Below are 16,633 nucleotides of genomic sequence, written 5' to 3'. Positions count from 1 at the left end.
TTTCAGCGGCGCCGGCCACCGCCGCGAAAGCCGCCCCCGCCTTGCCAGGCGCGCCGCATGCCGACGGAAGACTGCTGCAGGTTCTGCGTGCGCAGCTGGCCGGCGCTGCGCGCCTCCCGTGCGCTGTCGAGTTCGTTGCCTCGCGCGCCGATGTTCGCCGTGCCTGGTGCAGGTGCCGCGCCGGGGCCGGATTGCCAGCCCCCGCCCGGCGTGTGTTGCTGCCAACCGTCGCCGGTATTGCGGTACACCCTTCCGTCCTTGCCCGCGTAGACGTCGTTTCCGACATGCGCGACCGCGCCGCCGTCGGGCCCGGCCACAGCGCCGTACCGCGTCACCTGCCCTGTGGCTCTGTCATAGACTGCGCCACGGTTGCCGGACACCTGATTGCCCATATAGGCATTGCCGGCGGTGCCCCGCGCGCCGACTGCCACGTTCCCCGCAGGGCCGGTCGCTACGCCGCGGGCCCCTGTGGCGTAGTTGCCGGTATAGACGTTTTGCACCGCACCGCGCTGGCCAGCCGATGCGATGCCCGTGCGTGAGTTGTAGGAGGAGCCGACCTGGCCGGCCCACGCATTGCCCGTCCACGCGTTGTAGCCGCCCGCTGCGCGGCTCACGGTGGCGCGGGCACCCCACTGGCTGTACACATTGCCCGAATAGCCGGCCCATCCGCCCGGCCCCCAGGCCACGGCACCGCCGCGCGGCCCATAGGCGGCACCACCCCAGACCGGGCCGGCCCACGGCCCCCAATACGGATAAGGGCCCCACCCCCATCCTGTGGCAACGGTCGCGGCGCCCCATGCCCACCCCATGCCGAACGCAACCGCCCAACCGGTCCATGGGGTGTACGCCACAGTCGCACCGTAGCCGTACGTGACCGGCGCCCCGTACCACACCGATCCCACCCACGGGCTGTAGGCATAGCCGGTTCCGTAGATGACCACGCCCGTTGCAGGATCGACGAACGCGCCTGTGTAGCCGGGTGAATATCCGACGTACACCGTCGACGGCGTGACCGCGTACACGCGCACGTAGGTCACATAGTGCAGCGGCGAGCTCGTGGGAATCGAATAGATGGCGGCTGGCACCGACTGCGCCACCGCCCACGGGCCCTGGATCCCGGCGGCGACGAACCAAACACCGTTTTCTACGGCGAAGAATCGTTCGTCCGCAGTGCGAATGATCGCCGTGGGGGAGTTGGCCACGTACCAGAGCTCGGTACCCTCGATGCGCCTGAAGGCCGGCGCGCCATCGAACCGGGGCGGCGTCAGCTTGGTGCCGACGATGCGCACAGCGGCGGTCTGCGGCAACTGCGCGGCGATGGCAGCCTCGCGTGCCTGAACCGTTCCCGCAACCGAGGCCTTTGCATTTTCCTTCGGGCTGTCATCGGGGATCCTGGCGAAGTCACTCGGCAACGCATTGGCGGGCACGAACTCCCACGGACCTTTCTCGGTCGCCGCACGAAACCAGCGTCCGGCGATCAGCACGTAGATGCGGTTGTCCGCGGCGTCCTTGAAGATCGTCCCCGTGGTGTTCTCCACGTACTGCAAGCCAGTGCCGCTGACGGGAACGAACCGCGATGGGCCTTCGGTCACGATCAGTTCGGTCGGCACGTCCGACACGACGATGGTCGGAACATGTTCCGAGAGCCTCGGTGCGGGGCGGTCCTGCGTGGTGCGTCCGGTCAACGGATCTATCACGCCGGCGCCAGCCGCCTTCTGGAACGCGGTCGCAAGTGCCTTCGGTGGCGAAGCGAGCACCTGCCAGGGTCCGGTGAGCGAAAGCGCCCTCATCCACCCGTCGAAGATCTTCAGGTAGTGCGCTCCCGTGCTGTCGCGCAACACCAGCGGCCGTGTGTTGACAAGGCGTTCGTAGGGCGTGCCTTGCATCGCCGCGTATCTGGGTTCGCCGTCGACGGCCACCAGCACGGCGGGCATGCTTGAAAACAGTATGCGCGGTGCCTCATTGCGCAACGGCCCGCGCTCGGCCACTTTCGCCACCTCCACCACGGCCATTTCGGCTTCCAGGCGGTCGAGGGCAATGGTGCGCAAGCGCCCCCTGAAGCTGTTCGCGATCGCGCCTCGCCAGGCGTCGGACTGCGCTGGTGTCGCGCTGGGGAAATCAGCGCTTCGAACCCGCACATCTTCTATCGACACAACGCGGGTGCTCTTGTCGGTCAGGGTGCGCGCCTCGAAGGCGACAACCCCGTAATGCGTTGCGGACTGCGCACCTTCGATCTGGACCTGCACCACCGAGCGCGCGATCAGGTGCGCGCCATCCCAGCTTTCAACTTGCGGCTCGAAGGTTGCCAGCGACACGTTGCCGGTGGCATTCACCACCCTCGGCCAGCCTGCTTCGCGCGCGATGGCTTCCGTGCCATCGCCCTGCGCGGCATTGACCTGCGCGGCAGCCGGCGTCGACCACGGTAACAGTGCAATCACAGCAGCGAAGAACATGATTGAACACAAGCGATTCACTGGATTTTTCATGGCACTCCTTTGTTGATGTCGCAGCGTCAGCGCCACGCACTTCCCACCTGCAGATAGGTCACGCCTCCCTCAGGCCCTCTTGCGTAGTCCAAGCCAATCCACAGTCCCAGCTTTCGGGCGATCTCGTAACGCACACCCACCCCTTTGCTGACAGCGGTGGAGGCCTGGCTGAACGAGCTATCGCGCCCCCATGCCTTGCCCGCTCCGACGAACCCGATGGCCGCCCACCGGTGAGCGAATTCCCAACGCAGCTCCACCTCGGCAACGGCCGTGTTCTTGTCCATATAGCGCCCCGCCGGGATACCACGCATATCGATGAACGGGAGCATGAAGAACGGCGCCCGGCCGCTCACGGTGCGGCCGTCCAGCCGACCGCCGACCACCAAGCTTTTGCTGGCCGGCCAGTACGCGAAGACGTGCCCGCGATACGCCTGGAAGCTCGTGTCGCTGCCCAGGCCGGGGTCGTAGAAAGTGGCGTCCAACGCGCCCGTCCAGCCTTTCGAGGGCGTGAAGATGCTGTCTCGCGAGTCGTGCTCCAGCGTGAAGCCGAGGCCCGACACCCGGCGTGCAACTTGGTCGGGCTGCAAGCCCGAGCGCGGGTCCTTGCTCAGGTCCGCCTTGCCGTTCAGGTTCATGTAGACCCACTTGGCGCCGACCCAGTTGCTGGAGTCTCCGATGCGTCGCAGGATTTGCTGGCTGGACATGGTGCCGTCGAGCGAGTAGGCGAGGCTGTTGGCGCCACCGCTCAGGCCGGTGCTCCCGATGCCGTAGAACTGCAGGTTCACGTCGGCCCGTGCAACGCCCCCGCGATAGCGCCAGCGGCCATCGTCAAAGGTCTTCATGCCGCCCAGTGCAAGGGCCTTGGTGCCGTTTTCGGTCGCGCCGCCGCCGATCACCCAAATGTCGGGCGGCACCAACTGCCCGGATTCCTTGCTTTTTTCCGCGCTTTCGCGCATCGAGTTCCGCAGGAACATCAGCGCGACGCCGCCGCCGTTTCCGACGGCGGGCTCGGTGATCACGATCGGCACCGGAAGCACGCCCTTGCGCTCGACGAGCCAATCCGAAATGTCGATCTTTCCGTCTTCAGGATCGGTAACGCCCGCGAGGAAAGAATGGCCGGTGCCGCACCCAGCAAGCGTGCTCAACATTGCAACAAGCAAGCAGAGGCGGCGAGACGCGGCAATAGACGGCGCAGCGATCATCTGGAGATGTGCCCACGTGAATGACGATGGCTCATCATCCGCAGCGTCACCGGCTTCATCAATGGACTATGAGTGCGCCGCAACCTGCCCCTTGGGGCAGTCAGGCCCCCGTCCTGTCAGTTAGTCACGCAGGTGCCCCAAAGTGCAATGGCGCGCTGTGCGCGCGTGCGCAATGCTGTCGACGTTCCAAGTACCCGACCCGCGCTCGTCGCGTCGCCATAGGAGCCATCGATGTCACGAGTCGCTGCACCCTTCCACGCATCAAACAAAACCGCCGTCTGCATCACGCGACAGCGTTTGCTACTCCTGCTCGCCGGCGCATTCCTTCTCGCGGGGCTGGGAGGGTGCACGGCCTTTGCGCCCGTCAACGAGCCAATATTCCAGGTGGACGCGAAATCAGGCTATCGCATCGCAAATCTTCTCAGGCGTACCCACATCCAGAAGAACGACCCCGAGACACTGTTCCTGCTGACCTTCTCTGGGGGAGGTACGCGTGCGGCGGCTTTTTCATACGGAGTGCTCGAAGAGTTGCGTCGCACGCCCGTTATGAAGAGCGGCGTACCGACAAGCCTCCTGTCGGAAGTCGATGCCATTGCGGGAGTGTCGGGCGGTAGCTTCACCGCGCTGGCCTACGCAAAGTATGGCGACACCCTTTTCGGTCAGTACGAGTCTCGGTTTCTCAAGCGCAACATTCAGAATACGTTGTTGTGGCGCGCGCTTTCACCTTGGAACTGGGTAAAGCTTGCCAGCCCTTCTTACGGGCGTTCCGAATTGGCGGCCGACTACTACGACGAGATCTTGTTTGACGGGGCGACCTTCGACGATCTGCTCAGCAAGCCCACTCCCGCGATCGCCGTAACCGGCACAGATCTCTCCACTGGTGCGCGCTTCCCGTTCGGGCAAGAGAACTTCGATCTGATCTGCTCCGATTTGGGAAAAGTGCGACTGGCACGCGCAGCAGCCACATCTTCCGCAGTGCCCGTGGTTTTATCGCCCGTCACCTATCTCAACTATGGCGGTACATGCGGTGCGGCCGCGCCAGGCTGGGCGAAGGACGTCGCCAACCCGCTAAATGCGGAGAGGCCGTCAGGCCGCGCACTGCTTCGCTACCGCGACCTCGAGCGCCTTCAAGACAGCGGCAATCGCCCCTATCTTCACATCGTCGACGGCGGAGTATCCGACAACTTGGGACTTCGGGGCCTCCTCGAGGCGCTGGAAGAGATTGAAAGCAGTCCGACATTCGAACGCCAAACCGACTTCGGCAGGCTTCGCAGGATCGTCGTGGTCATCGTCGATGCACGATCTGCACCACAGACGAAGTGGGATCGCGTGCCCTATTCACCAGGTCCGGTCGCGCAATTGCTGCAGGCATCAAGCGTCCCTATCGATCATTTTTCATATGAATCTGTGGAACTCCTGAAGGACATCGCGCGCCGCTGGTCAGAGCGCCGAAAAGTGCAGGTGCTGGAAGGCAGAGTTGCGGGCATGACCCTGCGAGAAGCCGAAGCCGCCGTGCCGCAGCTCGAATTCGACGCCATCGACGTCAGCTTCGATTCGATCCCCGACCCCGTCGAACGCGACTATTTCATGGAATTGCCTACCAGTTTCTTTTTGAGCAACGAGGCGGTCGACCGGCTGAGAGAAACCGCTGGTCGGCTGCTTCGAGAGTCGGCTGGTTACAAGCGCTTGCTGCAAAAACTTGGTGCCGAAGGGACGCGCCCAGATCGCGGCCCCGTCGAATCCCCGTGAGCAACCACGCCAAGATGAACCCAACCTGAGTACATAAAACGCGTGTAAGGGCAATGCTCGGTGGATGACTTCGAACAAGAGCACTGATAGGCTCCTATTTGAAGGACGCAAGGATGTTTGCAGGCTTCATACGAATCATCACACTGCTCGAGAAGTGAAGTGCTTGCTCGATATGTTGGGGCACTGTGCGAAAGTTCCTCGAACGGAGCAGCAGCTCGCCATTGCAACCGAGCTGGCGGGGTGACTTCGTTGAATACTTCTAAGCCCTGTCCCTTCACAGTGCGGACGCAAAAATCTTCACTACCTCGATGAACCGACTCGCTTCAATCTTTGAACAAGCCTCCCGCGATCTGGCCGCGCATGCCCCGCTGCCGGAAGGATCACTGGTTTGGATCGGTGGGCAATGCGGACCGGCTGAAATCTTTGCGGTTTTTGTACACATTCAGCAGCTCGAAGCAGCCGCCCGGGAGCTTACCGACAGCGACCTCGGCCAAGAAGACATCCGGCTCGCCTTGAAAAATTTCTCCACTGTGTTGTACGGTACGCCTTCCAAGCACGCAGCGGTCCTTGCGGAAGGTTTGGCGAACGAGTGCAGGGCGGTTCGAATGTGCACCGCCAGTGCACTCAAGGATCGTTGTGCGATCGCGATGCTTCCCGCGTTGCGAGCAGCCCATGCAGTGGAAACCGACGCGCGGGTCAAGACTGAAATCGGGGCAGCTCTTGAAGCATGTTCACACCCGCATTCCTGAGCCAATTGTCTATTCCGAGAGCTGCTGCCTCAGAGCGGAAACTGAAGATTGAGTCCTAGATAAACCTGGAACTTTGGCTGCCCGTTGCCTTGGTGAGCCGCCGTCCATTGCGGTTCCACGAAGAGGTTGTAGGTCGTGTTTCCGCTTTTCCAGATCTTGCCGGCCCCCAGCCCAATCGGGATGACGTAGTCACCGTTCTTCAAGTTGAAATTCCAGGTCGCGGAGCTACGGAGGTACCAACCTTCAGGTAAGTTGTAGATCACGATGGGTTGCACCGAGGCGGAATTGACCGAAGTCCTGTCGCGGCTGCCGGCGAACGACGTCTGCCAGGTAAACAGGCCTCCTGCCAGGCCCCACTTCTGCGGCGCGAGGGCAATGGCAGCCACACCAGCCTGCCACTTCCCAGTGCCCGTCTCGTCACGACTTGCTGTCGGAACGGTCAATTGTGGGCCGATCCCCAGCTCGATGCCACCGGCTTTGAACACGAAGATATTGAAGAGGTTGAGGTCGCCCAGGCCCGTGTGGCGCCTGCCGTTTCGAAACAGGTCCGGCGTCGACACGAAGGGCAGCGTCGCACGGAAGATCTGTGGCATGCCAAACAGCCGATGCGGCAACGTGCCACGAAGCAACGCGGCGTTACCGTGTTTTGCGTCCAGTCCGTAGAGGCTGTCGGTGTACTGGTCCTGCAAACTCAGCCCCGCCTTGGGCGCAAGTGGGTTGTTCGCGGCGTTCATCTCGTCACTCGACTGTGCCTGCGCGGCGCCCGACGCGGCAGCCAGCACAGCTGTGTAGAGCACCAGCTTCAAGCGGGCCATGGATTTTCCCATTTTCTGACGACTGCTCGGTGAACGCGGAAATCAGAAAAATGGGAGCGTGAGGTTGAGCGCCACCCCATTGCCCTTAGGACGGTTCTTGGTGTCGATGTCAGCCACCCATCGGGCCGTGAACGCGGCGGGCTGATTGCCGATCTTTCCGCTCCAGGTCAGGATCGGGCCGAAGCCCACCGAGTAGCCTTTGAAGCCATTCAACCGGTCCGCCGTCGGGCCGCTGTCTTTTTGAAGCTGCTGGATCCACCCACCGACAACGCCCAAATGCCATTGCGGCGCAATGTTGGTGGTCCACATTGCGTCCACCCGGAACACGGCACCGTTCTTGTAGTCGGTGTCCTTGTTGCGTGTGTAGAAATCGAACGCGGCAAGCGCGCTGAACTCAGAGCCCTTGCCCAGGAGCTTGGTGTAGGCGATGGTCGGCGAAACGGTCCAGGTATTCTGGCCGGCGTTGGCCAGCCGGTCGGCGTTGTAGGCGCCCGTCGGTGCGTAGATGGGCAGCGACAGTGCCAGGTGATCGGTCTCGGTGATGTGATAACTGGCCACGATGGGATTGATGAGCACGTCGGCAAACTGCGTGTTGCTCTCGGAGGTCGAGCGGCTTACCCGGTTGCCGGCCAACCCGATCTCCGCTTTCGTGTACTGGAAAGGCAAGGCGATGCCCGAGGCGAAGTTCCAGCGCCCCGGCCCGGTGTCCCACACATAGGTGAGGTTCGCGACGTTGTAGGAAGCTGTGGCCTTCACACCCACCGCGAAGGTCCGTCCCAGCGACACGGGCCGCGAGGCGCCCATATCGCCCGTGAAATAGATGCTGGCCAACGTCAGCACCAGGCCAGGCGTCGGAGGCACGATGCCGGCGTTCGAGGTCACCTGCTGGCCCGTGATCGGGCGCCCGATACCCCCTTCCGTTGCCACTGCTGCCAGAGGCATGCACGCAAGTGCGGACAGCCCGAGAAGACGGAGGTTGTGAAGCTTCATAGGTTTCCTTTCAGCTTTTCATTGCGTTGGACAAAAGACCATCGCGAAGCGTCTTGAGTCCAATGGTGGATGGAAGCCGGACCAGTGGACATCCGTCCAACGTACATGAGAGCCTGCCCTTTCGGGCACCGTCGCGTGTCTCGACAGGCGGCCCCCTCCTTAAGCTCGGGGCGGGCGTCGCCCCACCAGGCCCGTGCTGGTGGCCAGCTCGAACGTCACCGTAACGATCGCGCCCTCGCCCTCGTTGCCGCCAAACGCGATTTCCCCGCCATGCGCATCGACGATCGATTTAACGATGCGGATACCCATGCCGACACCGCCGGGCTTCGTCGTATAGAACGTCGTCATCATTTCAGCAATTCTGCGAGGTGGAATACCCGGCCCGCGGTCCGCGAACGCCAGCGCAACGGCGCCTGGCGAGGCCACCCTCGTGGAGATCGTCAGCACACGCCCAGTGGACGGCAGCGCGCCCATGCATTCCATCCCGTTGGCCGCCAAGTTGAGGATGACTTGCTGCAGGTGCGTCCGATCACCCAGCATCGGCAACTGCTGCGCAGCCAGATGCAAATGCAGCGTGGTGCAGTGGCGCTCCGCCAAGCGAGTGAGCATGCCCTTGGTGTCGGCGACGACCTCGTTGAGATCAATCAAGCTCTTGGGCTCGGTCCAGCGCCCTGTCACGAGAGGTCTGAGCTTTTCTACAACATGAGTCGCGTGCAGCACGTCGGTGCGAATGTCATCCAGGATGTGGCGGATCTCCTCTTCGGGGAACAGACCCTTCTTCCAAAGGAGCGCGCAAGCATCGACGTTGGCGAGAATCGCGCCAAGTGGCTGGTTGATCTCGTGCTTGATAGCGGTAATCAGCACATGCGCCTCCAGCATCCCATCTTGGGGTTGGATGGCGGCTGAAACCTCGCGGTTCTTGTGCAGCCCTGCCGGCATCCGGAACTGAAAAGGCTCACGCAACAGAGCGCGCAGGAGTGTGATTGCGAAGGCAACGCCGAACGTGAGTTTGGCGATTGACGACCACGACGACATGGATGGCACCTTCACCTGGCGAGCTTCACGTGCACCTGCACAGCGGACGGTGCCTACACATCTGCTCGGCAGCAGAAACTCCGACGGGTGTCATGCGTGTTCCTTCGCGTTCGCTCGCTGTTTTTTCGAAGCGGAAGGTCATCATGAGCAGCAGCCATGGCGAAGGCCATGGGCATCCGTGCAGGCCACGCTGCCTTTTGGGGCAACCCCGCGGCGGCGTCGAGGGTCGTTCGGCCTGCACCCCAAAGGGCATGAGAAGTTGCACGAGAAGCCGATGCGACGCACGTTCGACGCCCCACAAGATGCGTCGAGGGGGCCTTCCCCTCGCATCCGAGGAGTTGTTTCATGCCCAAACGTACTGCTGTCTTCGCTTTGACCTTGTCCGCACTTGCCGCCCTTGCCTCCCTGCCGATAACTTCGGCATGGTCGCAGGACAAACCCGCGCTAGCGACCTCGGACTCCGTGGAAATCGTCGTCGGCAAGGAAGCAGGCGAAGCCGCAGTGGCGGGCCTTCGCATACGCACCGCCATCATCGCCGCCATTGACCCCAGCAATCGCGAATTGACGCTCAAACGCTCCGACGGGTCCGATCTGATCCTGGTCGCGGGCGACCGAGTAAAGAACTTCAACCAACTCCGCATCGGAGACCGGGTGACGCTTGAGCGTGGCGGCGCGCTGCTGGTCGAGCTCAAAAAAGTGTCGGGCGGCATTCGCGAACGAACCGACTGGGTGGACGTGACAACGTCACTGCCGGGCGCCAAAGCCGGCGTGATGGTGCGGCGCAGGGTACAGGCCGTCATGGACGTCGTAGCGGTCGACCGTAAGACCCAGTTGGTCACCTTGCGTGGCGTGCGGGAAACCCGTGAGTTCAAGATCATGGATCCCAAGGTGGTTGCCAACCTGAAAGCCGGGGAACGGGTGGAAGCCACGCTGGTCCAAGGCGAAGCGCTCTCCGTCAAGGCAGCGAAGGCTTTGTGAGCCGGCGAATTCTCAGCGGCGCATGGTGGCCTCACCGCCGTGCGCTCACCGCGGTGGATTCACCACCACATACGTCACCTGCGTGCCCGCGTACTGCGGCTGATACCAGACCGTGCCGCACTGCTGGTAGGTGAACCCCCCACTGACCACTGCGGTGCATGAAGGCGGCAGCGTGCGCACGATGGAACCCACGACTGCTGCGGTGACCGCGATCCCCGCCGTGACCGCAGCGGCAGTGGCGACTGGATGGTCGTACCGGCGAGCGTATGGCGCGTTCACATTGACATTGACGTTGCGATTCACGTTTCGGTTGACGTTGACTTCGCGGTTGACGTTAGTCCGCGCGACGTCGGTGGCGACGCGCTGGGCACTCGCATCGTCGACAAACCCGGCCCCGCATACAGCGAGCGCTAGGACCGCAACGGTGACGGCGTCATAGGGCGAGGGCACATGCCTCGGCGTGCGCTGGTTCATGATGTTCCCCTGAATGGATTGGTTCTCACGCTGTGCTCAATGGTCTGCGGGGTCCACTGAGCCGTCAGCTTTTTGGAGGACGATGCGCTGCGCGCCGGCTGGCGGTCTGAAATTGAACTCGCCGGCTGTCGTGCGCGGAGAGAGGTTCCAGCGCATCATGATTGAGTGCTGCGGCTTCGCTGCCAGCACCGTCGTGGTGATGACAAGCCTTCGGGGCAATGGCGACGCGCCACGCTGAATCCATATCTGCCAGTCGAGTCCATCCTGGCGAAAGGCATAGTGGTTCGTCGGGCTGCCGTCCACAATTGCTTCGCCGAGGAACTCCGCTGACTTGAATTGACCGGGAACGAAGCCCTTCGAATCCCAGTAGAAGAGGTCCGCGCCTGGCAGGTCGATGCCGTAGCGCCCGCTCAACAGGTCGGCGACGCCAGCGATCGTGTCGGGAGAAGGCACCGTCGCGTAGTACTTTGTCTGTGGGTCAAAGACGGTCGTCGTCTGCCCGTTGTAGAACACCGATTTGCGATCGCCGCGATCATTGGCGAGGTCGGCTTGCAGCCCGTTGGGCCGGCGGATCTTCAACATTGCTGAGCGGCCGAGTTGGGCGGTTTGATCACCGTCGAGCAATTCATCGGTCAGCGAAGAAAGGTCCAACTCAAAACTGCTCAAGCTGCGCATGTACGACGCCATGCGGTCCAGGTCGCGCAACACTGCCGGGTCAACCGCCGGCGGCTGGACTTCCGTTGTGGCAGGCGCAACCGCCTGAGTCCCCGCGCTCGCCGGCGGCTGTTGTGCATGGGCAATCCAGCATGTCGAGCAGCCCAGCAAGGCCGCCAGCGACAGCTTCAGAGACAAACGAAGCGTGCTCATCGATGTTTCCCCTTCAACTGCTATTGCGTGCTTGCAGCTTCGGCTATTGCATTCAGAGGCGCAACCGCACCATGGTGCAGCTCCGTCGGCCCGATGGGACAGGTGGACTCCACTGGCGTTTCACGGGCCACACCCAAGCGTGGATCGCCCAGTCGGACGCCCGAACAGGCAAGACTCCCTGCACCAAGGGACGCATGCCATCGGGCCCGAAGACGCGCATTCTTGTTTCAGAAGATTTGCATCCGGCGTACGTCTTCACCATTCAGCAAAGCCACGGTCTTACTGGATGGGCGCCCGTCAGTTCTCTCATCAACCTCCAAAAGGGAAACCCAATGGCATCGACCTCAAAGGAAAAAGCGTCTCAATCATCCGAAAGCAAGCCGCCGAACATCCTCGTGATCTGGGGCGACGACATCGGCATTGCCAACCTCAGCTGCTACTCGCACGGGGTGATGGGCTACCGCACGCGGAACATCGATCGAATCGCCAAGGAAGGAATGATGTTCACGGACGCATACGGCGAGCAGTCGTGCACCGCCGGGCGCTCATCGTTCATTACCGGTCAAAGCGTCTACCGCACCGGGCTCTCCAAGGTGGGCATCCCGGCCGCGCCCATCGGCATGAATGAGAAAATCGTCACTATCGCCGCGTTGCTCAAGGAGCGAGGCTACGCAACCGGCCAGTTTGGCAAGAATCACCTGGGCGATCGCAACGAGCACTTGCCGACGAACCACGGCTTCGACGAATTTTTCGGCAACCTCTACCACCTGAACGCCGAGGAAGAACCGGAGATGTACGACTACTTCCCCGAGCACGACTTTCCCGATTTTAAAAAGCGCAACGGGCCGCGCGGCGTGATCCATTCCTGGGCGTCCGACGCAGACGATGACACGGTCGAACCGCGGTGGGGCCGCGTGGGCATGCAAAAGATTACCGACACCGGGCCGCTGACCACGAAGCGCATGGAAACCTGCGACGACGAATTCGTTGCCGCCGCCAAGAATTTCATCGACGGCACGCAGAAGGACGGGAAGCCTTTCTTCATGTGGCTCAACTTCACGCACATGCACCTGTTCACGCACACCAAGCCCGAAAGCAAAGGTCAGGCTGGCCGTTGGCAGTCCCCGTATCACGACACGATGATCGATCACGACAAGAACGTGGGCGAAATGCTCGACTATCTCGACGAACTGGGCATCGCCGAAGACACCCTCGTCATCTATTCGACCGACAACGGCCCGCACATGAACAGCTGGCCCGACGGTGCGATGACTCCGTTTCGCAGTGAGAAGAACACCAATTGGGAAGGCGCCTTCCGCATTCCACTGGTGGTGCGCTGGCCTGGGCGGATCGAACCCGGCAGCATCTCCAACGGCATCGTCCAACATCACGACTGGCTCCCGACCTTTTTGGAGATCGCGGGAGACCCGCATGTAGCAGAGAACTTGAAGAAGGGTGTCAAGGCGATCGGACGAACCTACAAGAACCATCTCGACGGACTGAGCCTCGTCGGTCATTTGACCGGCAAGGACAAAGAAAGCCCGCGAAAGCTTTTCGTCTATATCAGCGATGACGGCGATGTCCTAGGAATTCGCTACGACAACTGGAAGGTGGTGTTCATGGAGCAACGCCTGGCCGGCACGATGGGCGTGTGGGCCGAACCTTTCGTAAAGCTCCGGCTGCCCAAGCTGTTCAACCTTCGGACCGACCCGTACGAGCGTGCCGATGTCACGTCCAACAGCTACTACGACTGGTTCCTATACCACGCGTACATCCTGTTTGGCGCCTTTGCCATTGCGGACAAGTTCGCTGCTACTTTTAAAGACTTTCCTCCGGTGCAGAAGCCGAACACGTTCACCATCGACGACGCCCTCGCAAAGATGTCCGAGGCGGCGGCGGGCGGCAGCAACTAGGTTGCGCCGCAGGCTTCACCAATGGCTTGGCCTCGAAACTACCTGCGAAAGAGAACAGCATGCAGTCCATCATGCAGGTGGTCTCTTGGCACTCGCGTTGGTTACCTTGCGGAGCGCGCACGCCAATGTCTACAACGGGGAACACCCCAAGACATCGCAGTCCGATGCTGAACATCACGTTCATGGATGCCGCACGAGCGGCCTCGACAGGAAATCGTTGGAAGCAGGCGCGCCCCGCGGTTGGACTGGCGTTTTTGATGCTGCTCGATCACGCGATGGCCCAAACCGTAGGACCAGGAAGCATTGGCACCACGATCAACGTCGGCACCGGGACTACCACAGTGGTCGGTGGCACGACAGTGCAAACTCCCGGTTATGCAGTAAGGCTCACCGGTGGCACGCTGGTACTAGATCCCAGTGGCGCCTTGCCGGGCCCGATCAATCTGAACGCAACGGCCTTCAACTCGTTCTCAATTTACGCGACGGGTGGTACGGTTGAAATGCGCAACGGTCCAACGTCGTTTTTCACAAGCGGAAACGCATCGGCCGCGCTCTGGATTCAAAACGCTGGCGTTGCGGCCACCTCGTTGGGCGGCTTGAGCATTCGCACTACCGGGGGCTACGGCACGGTGGGCGGGCTGCCGGTCGGCTCGTACGGTGCGGTTGCGAGCCATAACGCCCGGATGTCGCTCACCAACGGCTCCATCTTGACGGAGGGAGTCGGCGCTTCGGGTGCCTATGCGTTCGGCAGCACAGTGACATTGAACAACGTCGCTGTCGAAACGAGGGCTGCGGCGTATGCCGACGGAACCGGCAACTACGGAGCGTACGGCACCATTGCGAACAGTCTCAACGGGGTGCGAGGCACGCTGTCGATAACGGGTGGTTCTGTGAAGACAGCCGGCAATATTGCCTACGGGATCTTTGCCCTCGGTTCGGATGTTGTCGCCGATGGCACCACGGTCAACCCTTCGGGGAACAATGCCCATGCCGTTTTCGCGCGGACTGCATCGACCATATCGGGCTCCCGCCTTAACGTGCTTGCGGCAGGCAGCGGTGCGTACGGCATCTACGCCAACGAGGGGTCGACCATTGCATTGAGCGATTCAAGGGTCGAAACGAGCGGTACGACGGGCTATGGGGCGTTGAGCTATGGCGCAAACTCTCGCTTGAACGCAACGAATGTTGATGTTTCTTCGAGCGGACCTGGGTTGACGGCTTGGGGCGTCAACCCAAGCGACAACGTGCAGGCAACTTTCTCGGGCGGCTCTGTGCAAACACACGGCGCCAACGCACACGGGCTTTACGCGCGTGGGTCGATGGCAAGCATCACAGTCAACGATGCCACGGTGACAACGAGCGGGCAAGGCGCCTCGGCTGCGAGGGTGCTCGATGCCACGCTCACCGCGACCAATGCCAACCTTCAAGCCAACGGCGCAGATGCCGTTGGTCTTGGCTTGAGCAGTGGAGCCGGACTGACGGCACGGGCGAGCCTGACTGGCGGAATATTGCGCAGCGCCCAGTCGGACGCCATCGCCTTGAACGGCGGCGCCGCGCAAGTCAGCCTCACTGGAACGGAAGTGACCGGAGCGCCGAATTGGCTGCGTGTGATCGGAGGCACCGTGGTGGCAGGCGAACGCATAGACGCACCCGATGACGTCGCCACTTTCAGTACCCAATCAGCTGGGCTGTCGGGTGTCGGTATAAATATCTTGCCACGCAGCGTGGCAATGCCCGTTGCAGGTCCGATCAGCACAGCCATCGTCACGGCCTCCGGCGCCCGACTCAACGGCGCTGCGATAACCGAGCCGGGCGCGACGTCGAGCATCTTTCTGAGCAACGGCACCGTCTGGAACATGACCGGCAGCTCGAACGTCACCGCTTTAACTAACAACGCAAGTCAGGTCCTTTTTTCCGCTCCAGTGGCGAGTGCTTTCAAGAGCTTGACAGCCGTAAACTATGCAGGCGCGGGTGGGGTCATTGGCCTGAACACATTTCTCGGCGGTGACGGTTCTCCCTCGGATCGGCTCGTCGTCGACGGCGGCGCAGCGACTGGCCTGAGCAGCTTGCGCATCGTCAATGCCGGGGGCGGCGGGGCATTGACATTGGCAAACGGCATTCAGGTCGTTGATGCGATCAACGGTGGAACCACAGCTCCAGGCGCGTTCGTCCTCAGCACGCGCGTGGTCGCTGGTCCGTATGAATACCTTCTTTATCGAAGCAGCGTCGATGCCTCCAATGGACAGGCGTGGTACCTCCGTTCCGAACAGCCAACGCCGCCGGCGCCACCTGTGCCACCTGGGCCTCCAACACCTCCGCAGCCCGTACCCGACGTAGTGCCCTCCCCCGCTAAGGCGCCGTTGTATCGCCCTGAGGTGGGCGCATATCTTTCCAACCAACGCCAGGCCAGCGGCATGTTCCTCCACAGTTTGCATGACCGGCTGGGTGAGCCTCAGTGGATCGAGACGCAGGCGTTTGATGGAGCCAGCAACAATCGTCGATCTGGGTGGCTTCGCCTCTCGCGCAAGGACGGCAAAGCCGCAAGTCGCGATGGAAACTTCAATGTTGACACCGACACCACCCTCATCCAGGGCGGCGGTGACATCGCAAGTTGGTCGCTGATCAATGACAAGGAAGCGACCTCGGCCGATCGCCTGCATCTGGGATTGATGATGGGGTACGGCAAGGCCAACACGGACGCATCCGCGGTGGGAAACCTTGCCCGTGCCGAGGCGCAGGTCGAGGGTTGGAGCGCAGGCGCCTATGGCACCTGGTATCAGAACGACGAGAACAGGTTGGGGTGGTACGTCGATGTTTGGGGTACCTACGGCTGGTTCAACAGCACGGTGCAGGGCAACACTCTGCCAAAGGTGAAATATCACGCCGATGCGCTGACGCTCTCGGGCGAAATAGGCTACGCGATGAAGCTCGGCCTCACGGAGTGGGTCGTTGAGCCGCAAGCACAGTTGGCGTACGTCAAGTATGGAGCGAACGACATCAGCGAGCCAAATGGGACACGCGTCAGCGGCGGCAGGGGAAGCGGCTCTATCTCAAGGCTCGGCCTGCGAACGCACCGTACGTGGATCCGCGATGACGGACGAAAAATCCAGCCATACATCACAGTGAATTGGTGGCGTGACAGTCTGAGCAACGCGGCGGCGTTCAACGAAGTTTCACTTGGCAACCTTTATCCCAAAGACCGTTACGAAGCCAAGCTGGGACTGAACGCGGACTTGGGCACGGGGTGGACTGGCTGGGGCATCCTGGGCTACCAATGGGGCAGCCAACGCTACAGAACCACGACGCTGAGTTTAGGAGCGAAGTACACGTGGTAGCCACAAGAAATGTGCACCGAGGCTGTCCTTTCGATTCTTG

The 16,633-nt window shown here is 61.9% G+C and carries 12 protein-coding genes; 5 read left to right on the top strand and 7 right to left on the bottom strand.

Going from position 1 to position 16,633, the window contains the following annotated elements; all coding sequences use genetic code 11:
- Nucleotides 1–2: 2 nt before the first annotated feature.
- Both ACSFBM_RS00125 and ACSFBM_RS00120 read right to left on the bottom strand, forming a co-directional pair.
- Nucleotides 3–2,522, bottom strand: coding sequence for an autotransporter (locus tag ACSFBM_RS00125; RefSeq protein WP_435482583.1), 2,520 nt, complete (start codon nucleotides 2,520–2,522; stop codon nucleotides 3–5).
- Nucleotides 2,513–3,634 carry a BamA/TamA family outer membrane protein gene (locus ACSFBM_RS00120; RefSeq protein ID WP_435482582.1) on the bottom strand — a complete coding sequence of 374 codons (1,122 nt, stop codon included), beginning with the start codon at nucleotides 3,632–3,634 and terminating at the stop codon, nucleotides 2,513–2,515. Before ACSFBM_RS00120 ends, ACSFBM_RS00125 begins: the two co-directional genes overlap by 10 nt.
- 285 nt (nucleotides 3,635–3,919) lie before the next feature.
- On the opposite strand from ACSFBM_RS00120, the gene ACSFBM_RS00115 reads away from it, so the two are divergent.
- Together ACSFBM_RS00115 and ACSFBM_RS00110 are read left to right on the top strand one after the other, a co-directional pair.
- Nucleotides 3,920–5,437 (top strand): patatin-like phospholipase family protein, encoded by a 1,518-nt coding sequence (locus ACSFBM_RS00115; protein WP_435482581.1) that lies wholly within the window; start codon nucleotides 3,920–3,922, stop codon nucleotides 5,435–5,437.
- A 308-nt stretch (nucleotides 5,438–5,745) separates the two neighbouring features.
- Nucleotides 5,746–6,186 carry a hypothetical protein gene (locus ACSFBM_RS00110; RefSeq protein WP_435482580.1) on the top strand — a complete coding sequence of 147 codons (441 nt, stop codon included), beginning with the start codon at nucleotides 5,746–5,748 and terminating at the stop codon, nucleotides 6,184–6,186.
- Between the two features lie 29 nt (nucleotides 6,187–6,215).
- Here ACSFBM_RS00110 and ACSFBM_RS00105 read toward each other — a convergent pair whose 3' ends face one another.
- From ACSFBM_RS00105 to ACSFBM_RS00095, 3 genes are all read right to left on the bottom strand, one after another.
- The gene (locus ACSFBM_RS00105) at nucleotides 6,216–7,001 is read right to left on the bottom strand and encodes a hypothetical protein (RefSeq protein WP_435482579.1); all 786 of its coding nucleotides are present in this window, start codon (nucleotides 6,999–7,001) and stop codon (nucleotides 6,216–6,218) included.
- Between the two features lie 42 nt (nucleotides 7,002–7,043).
- Nucleotides 7,044–7,991, bottom strand: coding sequence for a SphA family protein (locus tag ACSFBM_RS00100; protein ID WP_435482578.1), 948 nt, complete (start codon nucleotides 7,989–7,991; stop codon nucleotides 7,044–7,046).
- 159 nt (nucleotides 7,992–8,150) lie between these two features.
- Nucleotides 8,151–9,026, bottom strand: a complete 876-nt coding sequence (locus tag ACSFBM_RS00095) for a sensor histidine kinase (RefSeq protein ID WP_435482577.1) — start codon at nucleotides 9,024–9,026, stop codon at nucleotides 8,151–8,153.
- A 345-nt stretch (nucleotides 9,027–9,371) separates the two neighbouring features.
- Here ACSFBM_RS00095 and ACSFBM_RS00090 point away from each other — a divergent pair, with 345 nt between their 5' ends.
- A complete protein-coding gene (locus ACSFBM_RS00090) occupies nucleotides 9,372–10,004 on the top strand; it encodes a hypothetical protein (protein WP_435482576.1) in 633 nt (210 codons plus the stop codon).
- A gap of 45 nt (nucleotides 10,005–10,049) precedes the next feature.
- Here the strand turns inward: ACSFBM_RS00090 and ACSFBM_RS00085 are convergent, their stop codons facing one another.
- Complete coding sequence (locus ACSFBM_RS00085) at nucleotides 10,050–10,478, bottom strand: hypothetical protein (RefSeq protein WP_435482575.1); 429 nt, start codon at nucleotides 10,476–10,478, stop codon at nucleotides 10,050–10,052.
- Nucleotides 10,479–10,514: 36 nt separating this feature from the next.
- Nucleotides 10,515–11,345 carry a DUF2092 domain-containing protein gene (locus ACSFBM_RS00080; protein ID WP_435482574.1) on the bottom strand — a complete coding sequence of 277 codons (831 nt, stop codon included), beginning with the start codon at nucleotides 11,343–11,345 and terminating at the stop codon, nucleotides 10,515–10,517.
- A gap of 332 nt (nucleotides 11,346–11,677) precedes the next feature.
- On the opposite strand from ACSFBM_RS00080, the gene ACSFBM_RS00075 reads away from it, so the two are divergent.
- Entirely contained in the window at nucleotides 11,678–13,258 is a 1,581-nt protein-coding gene (locus ACSFBM_RS00075; RefSeq protein WP_435483701.1) for an arylsulfatase, read from the top strand.
- 164 nt (nucleotides 13,259–13,422) lie between these two features.
- A complete protein-coding gene (locus tag ACSFBM_RS00070) occupies nucleotides 13,423–16,593 on the top strand; it encodes an autotransporter family protein (RefSeq protein ID WP_435482573.1) in 3,171 nt (1,056 codons plus the stop codon).
- The last annotated feature ends 40 nt before the right edge of the window (nucleotides 16,594–16,633 follow it).

The sequence above is a fragment of the Variovorax pasteuri genome (assembly GCF_051216435.1).
Classification (GTDB): Bacteria; Pseudomonadota; Gammaproteobacteria; order Burkholderiales; family Burkholderiaceae_C; genus Variovorax.
The sequence above is the reverse complement of the archived record's forward strand: the minus strand, read 5'-3'. Positions and strand labels throughout refer to the sequence as shown.

Bases quoted from the DNA above. Each gene is read 5' to 3' on its own strand.
- ACSFBM_RS00110 (WP_435482580.1), top strand. From the start codon at position 5,746: ATGAACCGACTCGCTTCAATCTTTGAACAAGCCTCCCGCGATCTGGCC.
- ACSFBM_RS00115 (WP_435482581.1), top strand. From the start codon at position 3,920: ATGTCACGAGTCGCTGCACCCTTCCACGCATCAAACAAAACCGCCGTC.
- ACSFBM_RS00095 (WP_435482577.1), bottom strand. From the start codon at position 9,026: ATGTCGTCGTGGTCGTCAATCGCCAAACTCACGTTCGGCGTTGCCTTC.
- ACSFBM_RS00075 (WP_435483701.1), top strand. From the start codon at position 11,678: ATGGCATCGACCTCAAAGGAAAAAGCGTCTCAATCATCCGAAAGCAAG.
- ACSFBM_RS00120 (WP_435482582.1), bottom strand. From the start codon at position 3,634: ATGTTGAGCACGCTTGCTGGGTGCGGCACCGGCCATTCTTTCCTCGCG.
- ACSFBM_RS00090 (WP_435482576.1), top strand. From the start codon at position 9,372: ATGCCCAAACGTACTGCTGTCTTCGCTTTGACCTTGTCCGCACTTGCC.
- ACSFBM_RS00105 (WP_435482579.1), bottom strand. From the start codon at position 7,001: ATGGCCCGCTTGAAGCTGGTGCTCTACACAGCTGTGCTGGCTGCCGCG.
- ACSFBM_RS00080 (WP_435482574.1), bottom strand. From the start codon at position 11,345: ATGAGCACGCTTCGTTTGTCTCTGAAGCTGTCGCTGGCGGCCTTGCTG.
- ACSFBM_RS00100 (WP_435482578.1), bottom strand. From the start codon at position 7,991: ATGAAGCTTCACAACCTCCGTCTTCTCGGGCTGTCCGCACTTGCGTGC.
- ACSFBM_RS00085 (WP_435482575.1), bottom strand. From the start codon at position 10,478: ATGAACCAGCGCACGCCGAGGCATGTGCCCTCGCCCTATGACGCCGTC.
- ACSFBM_RS00070 (WP_435482573.1), top strand. From the start codon at position 13,423: ATGCTGAACATCACGTTCATGGATGCCGCACGAGCGGCCTCGACAGGA.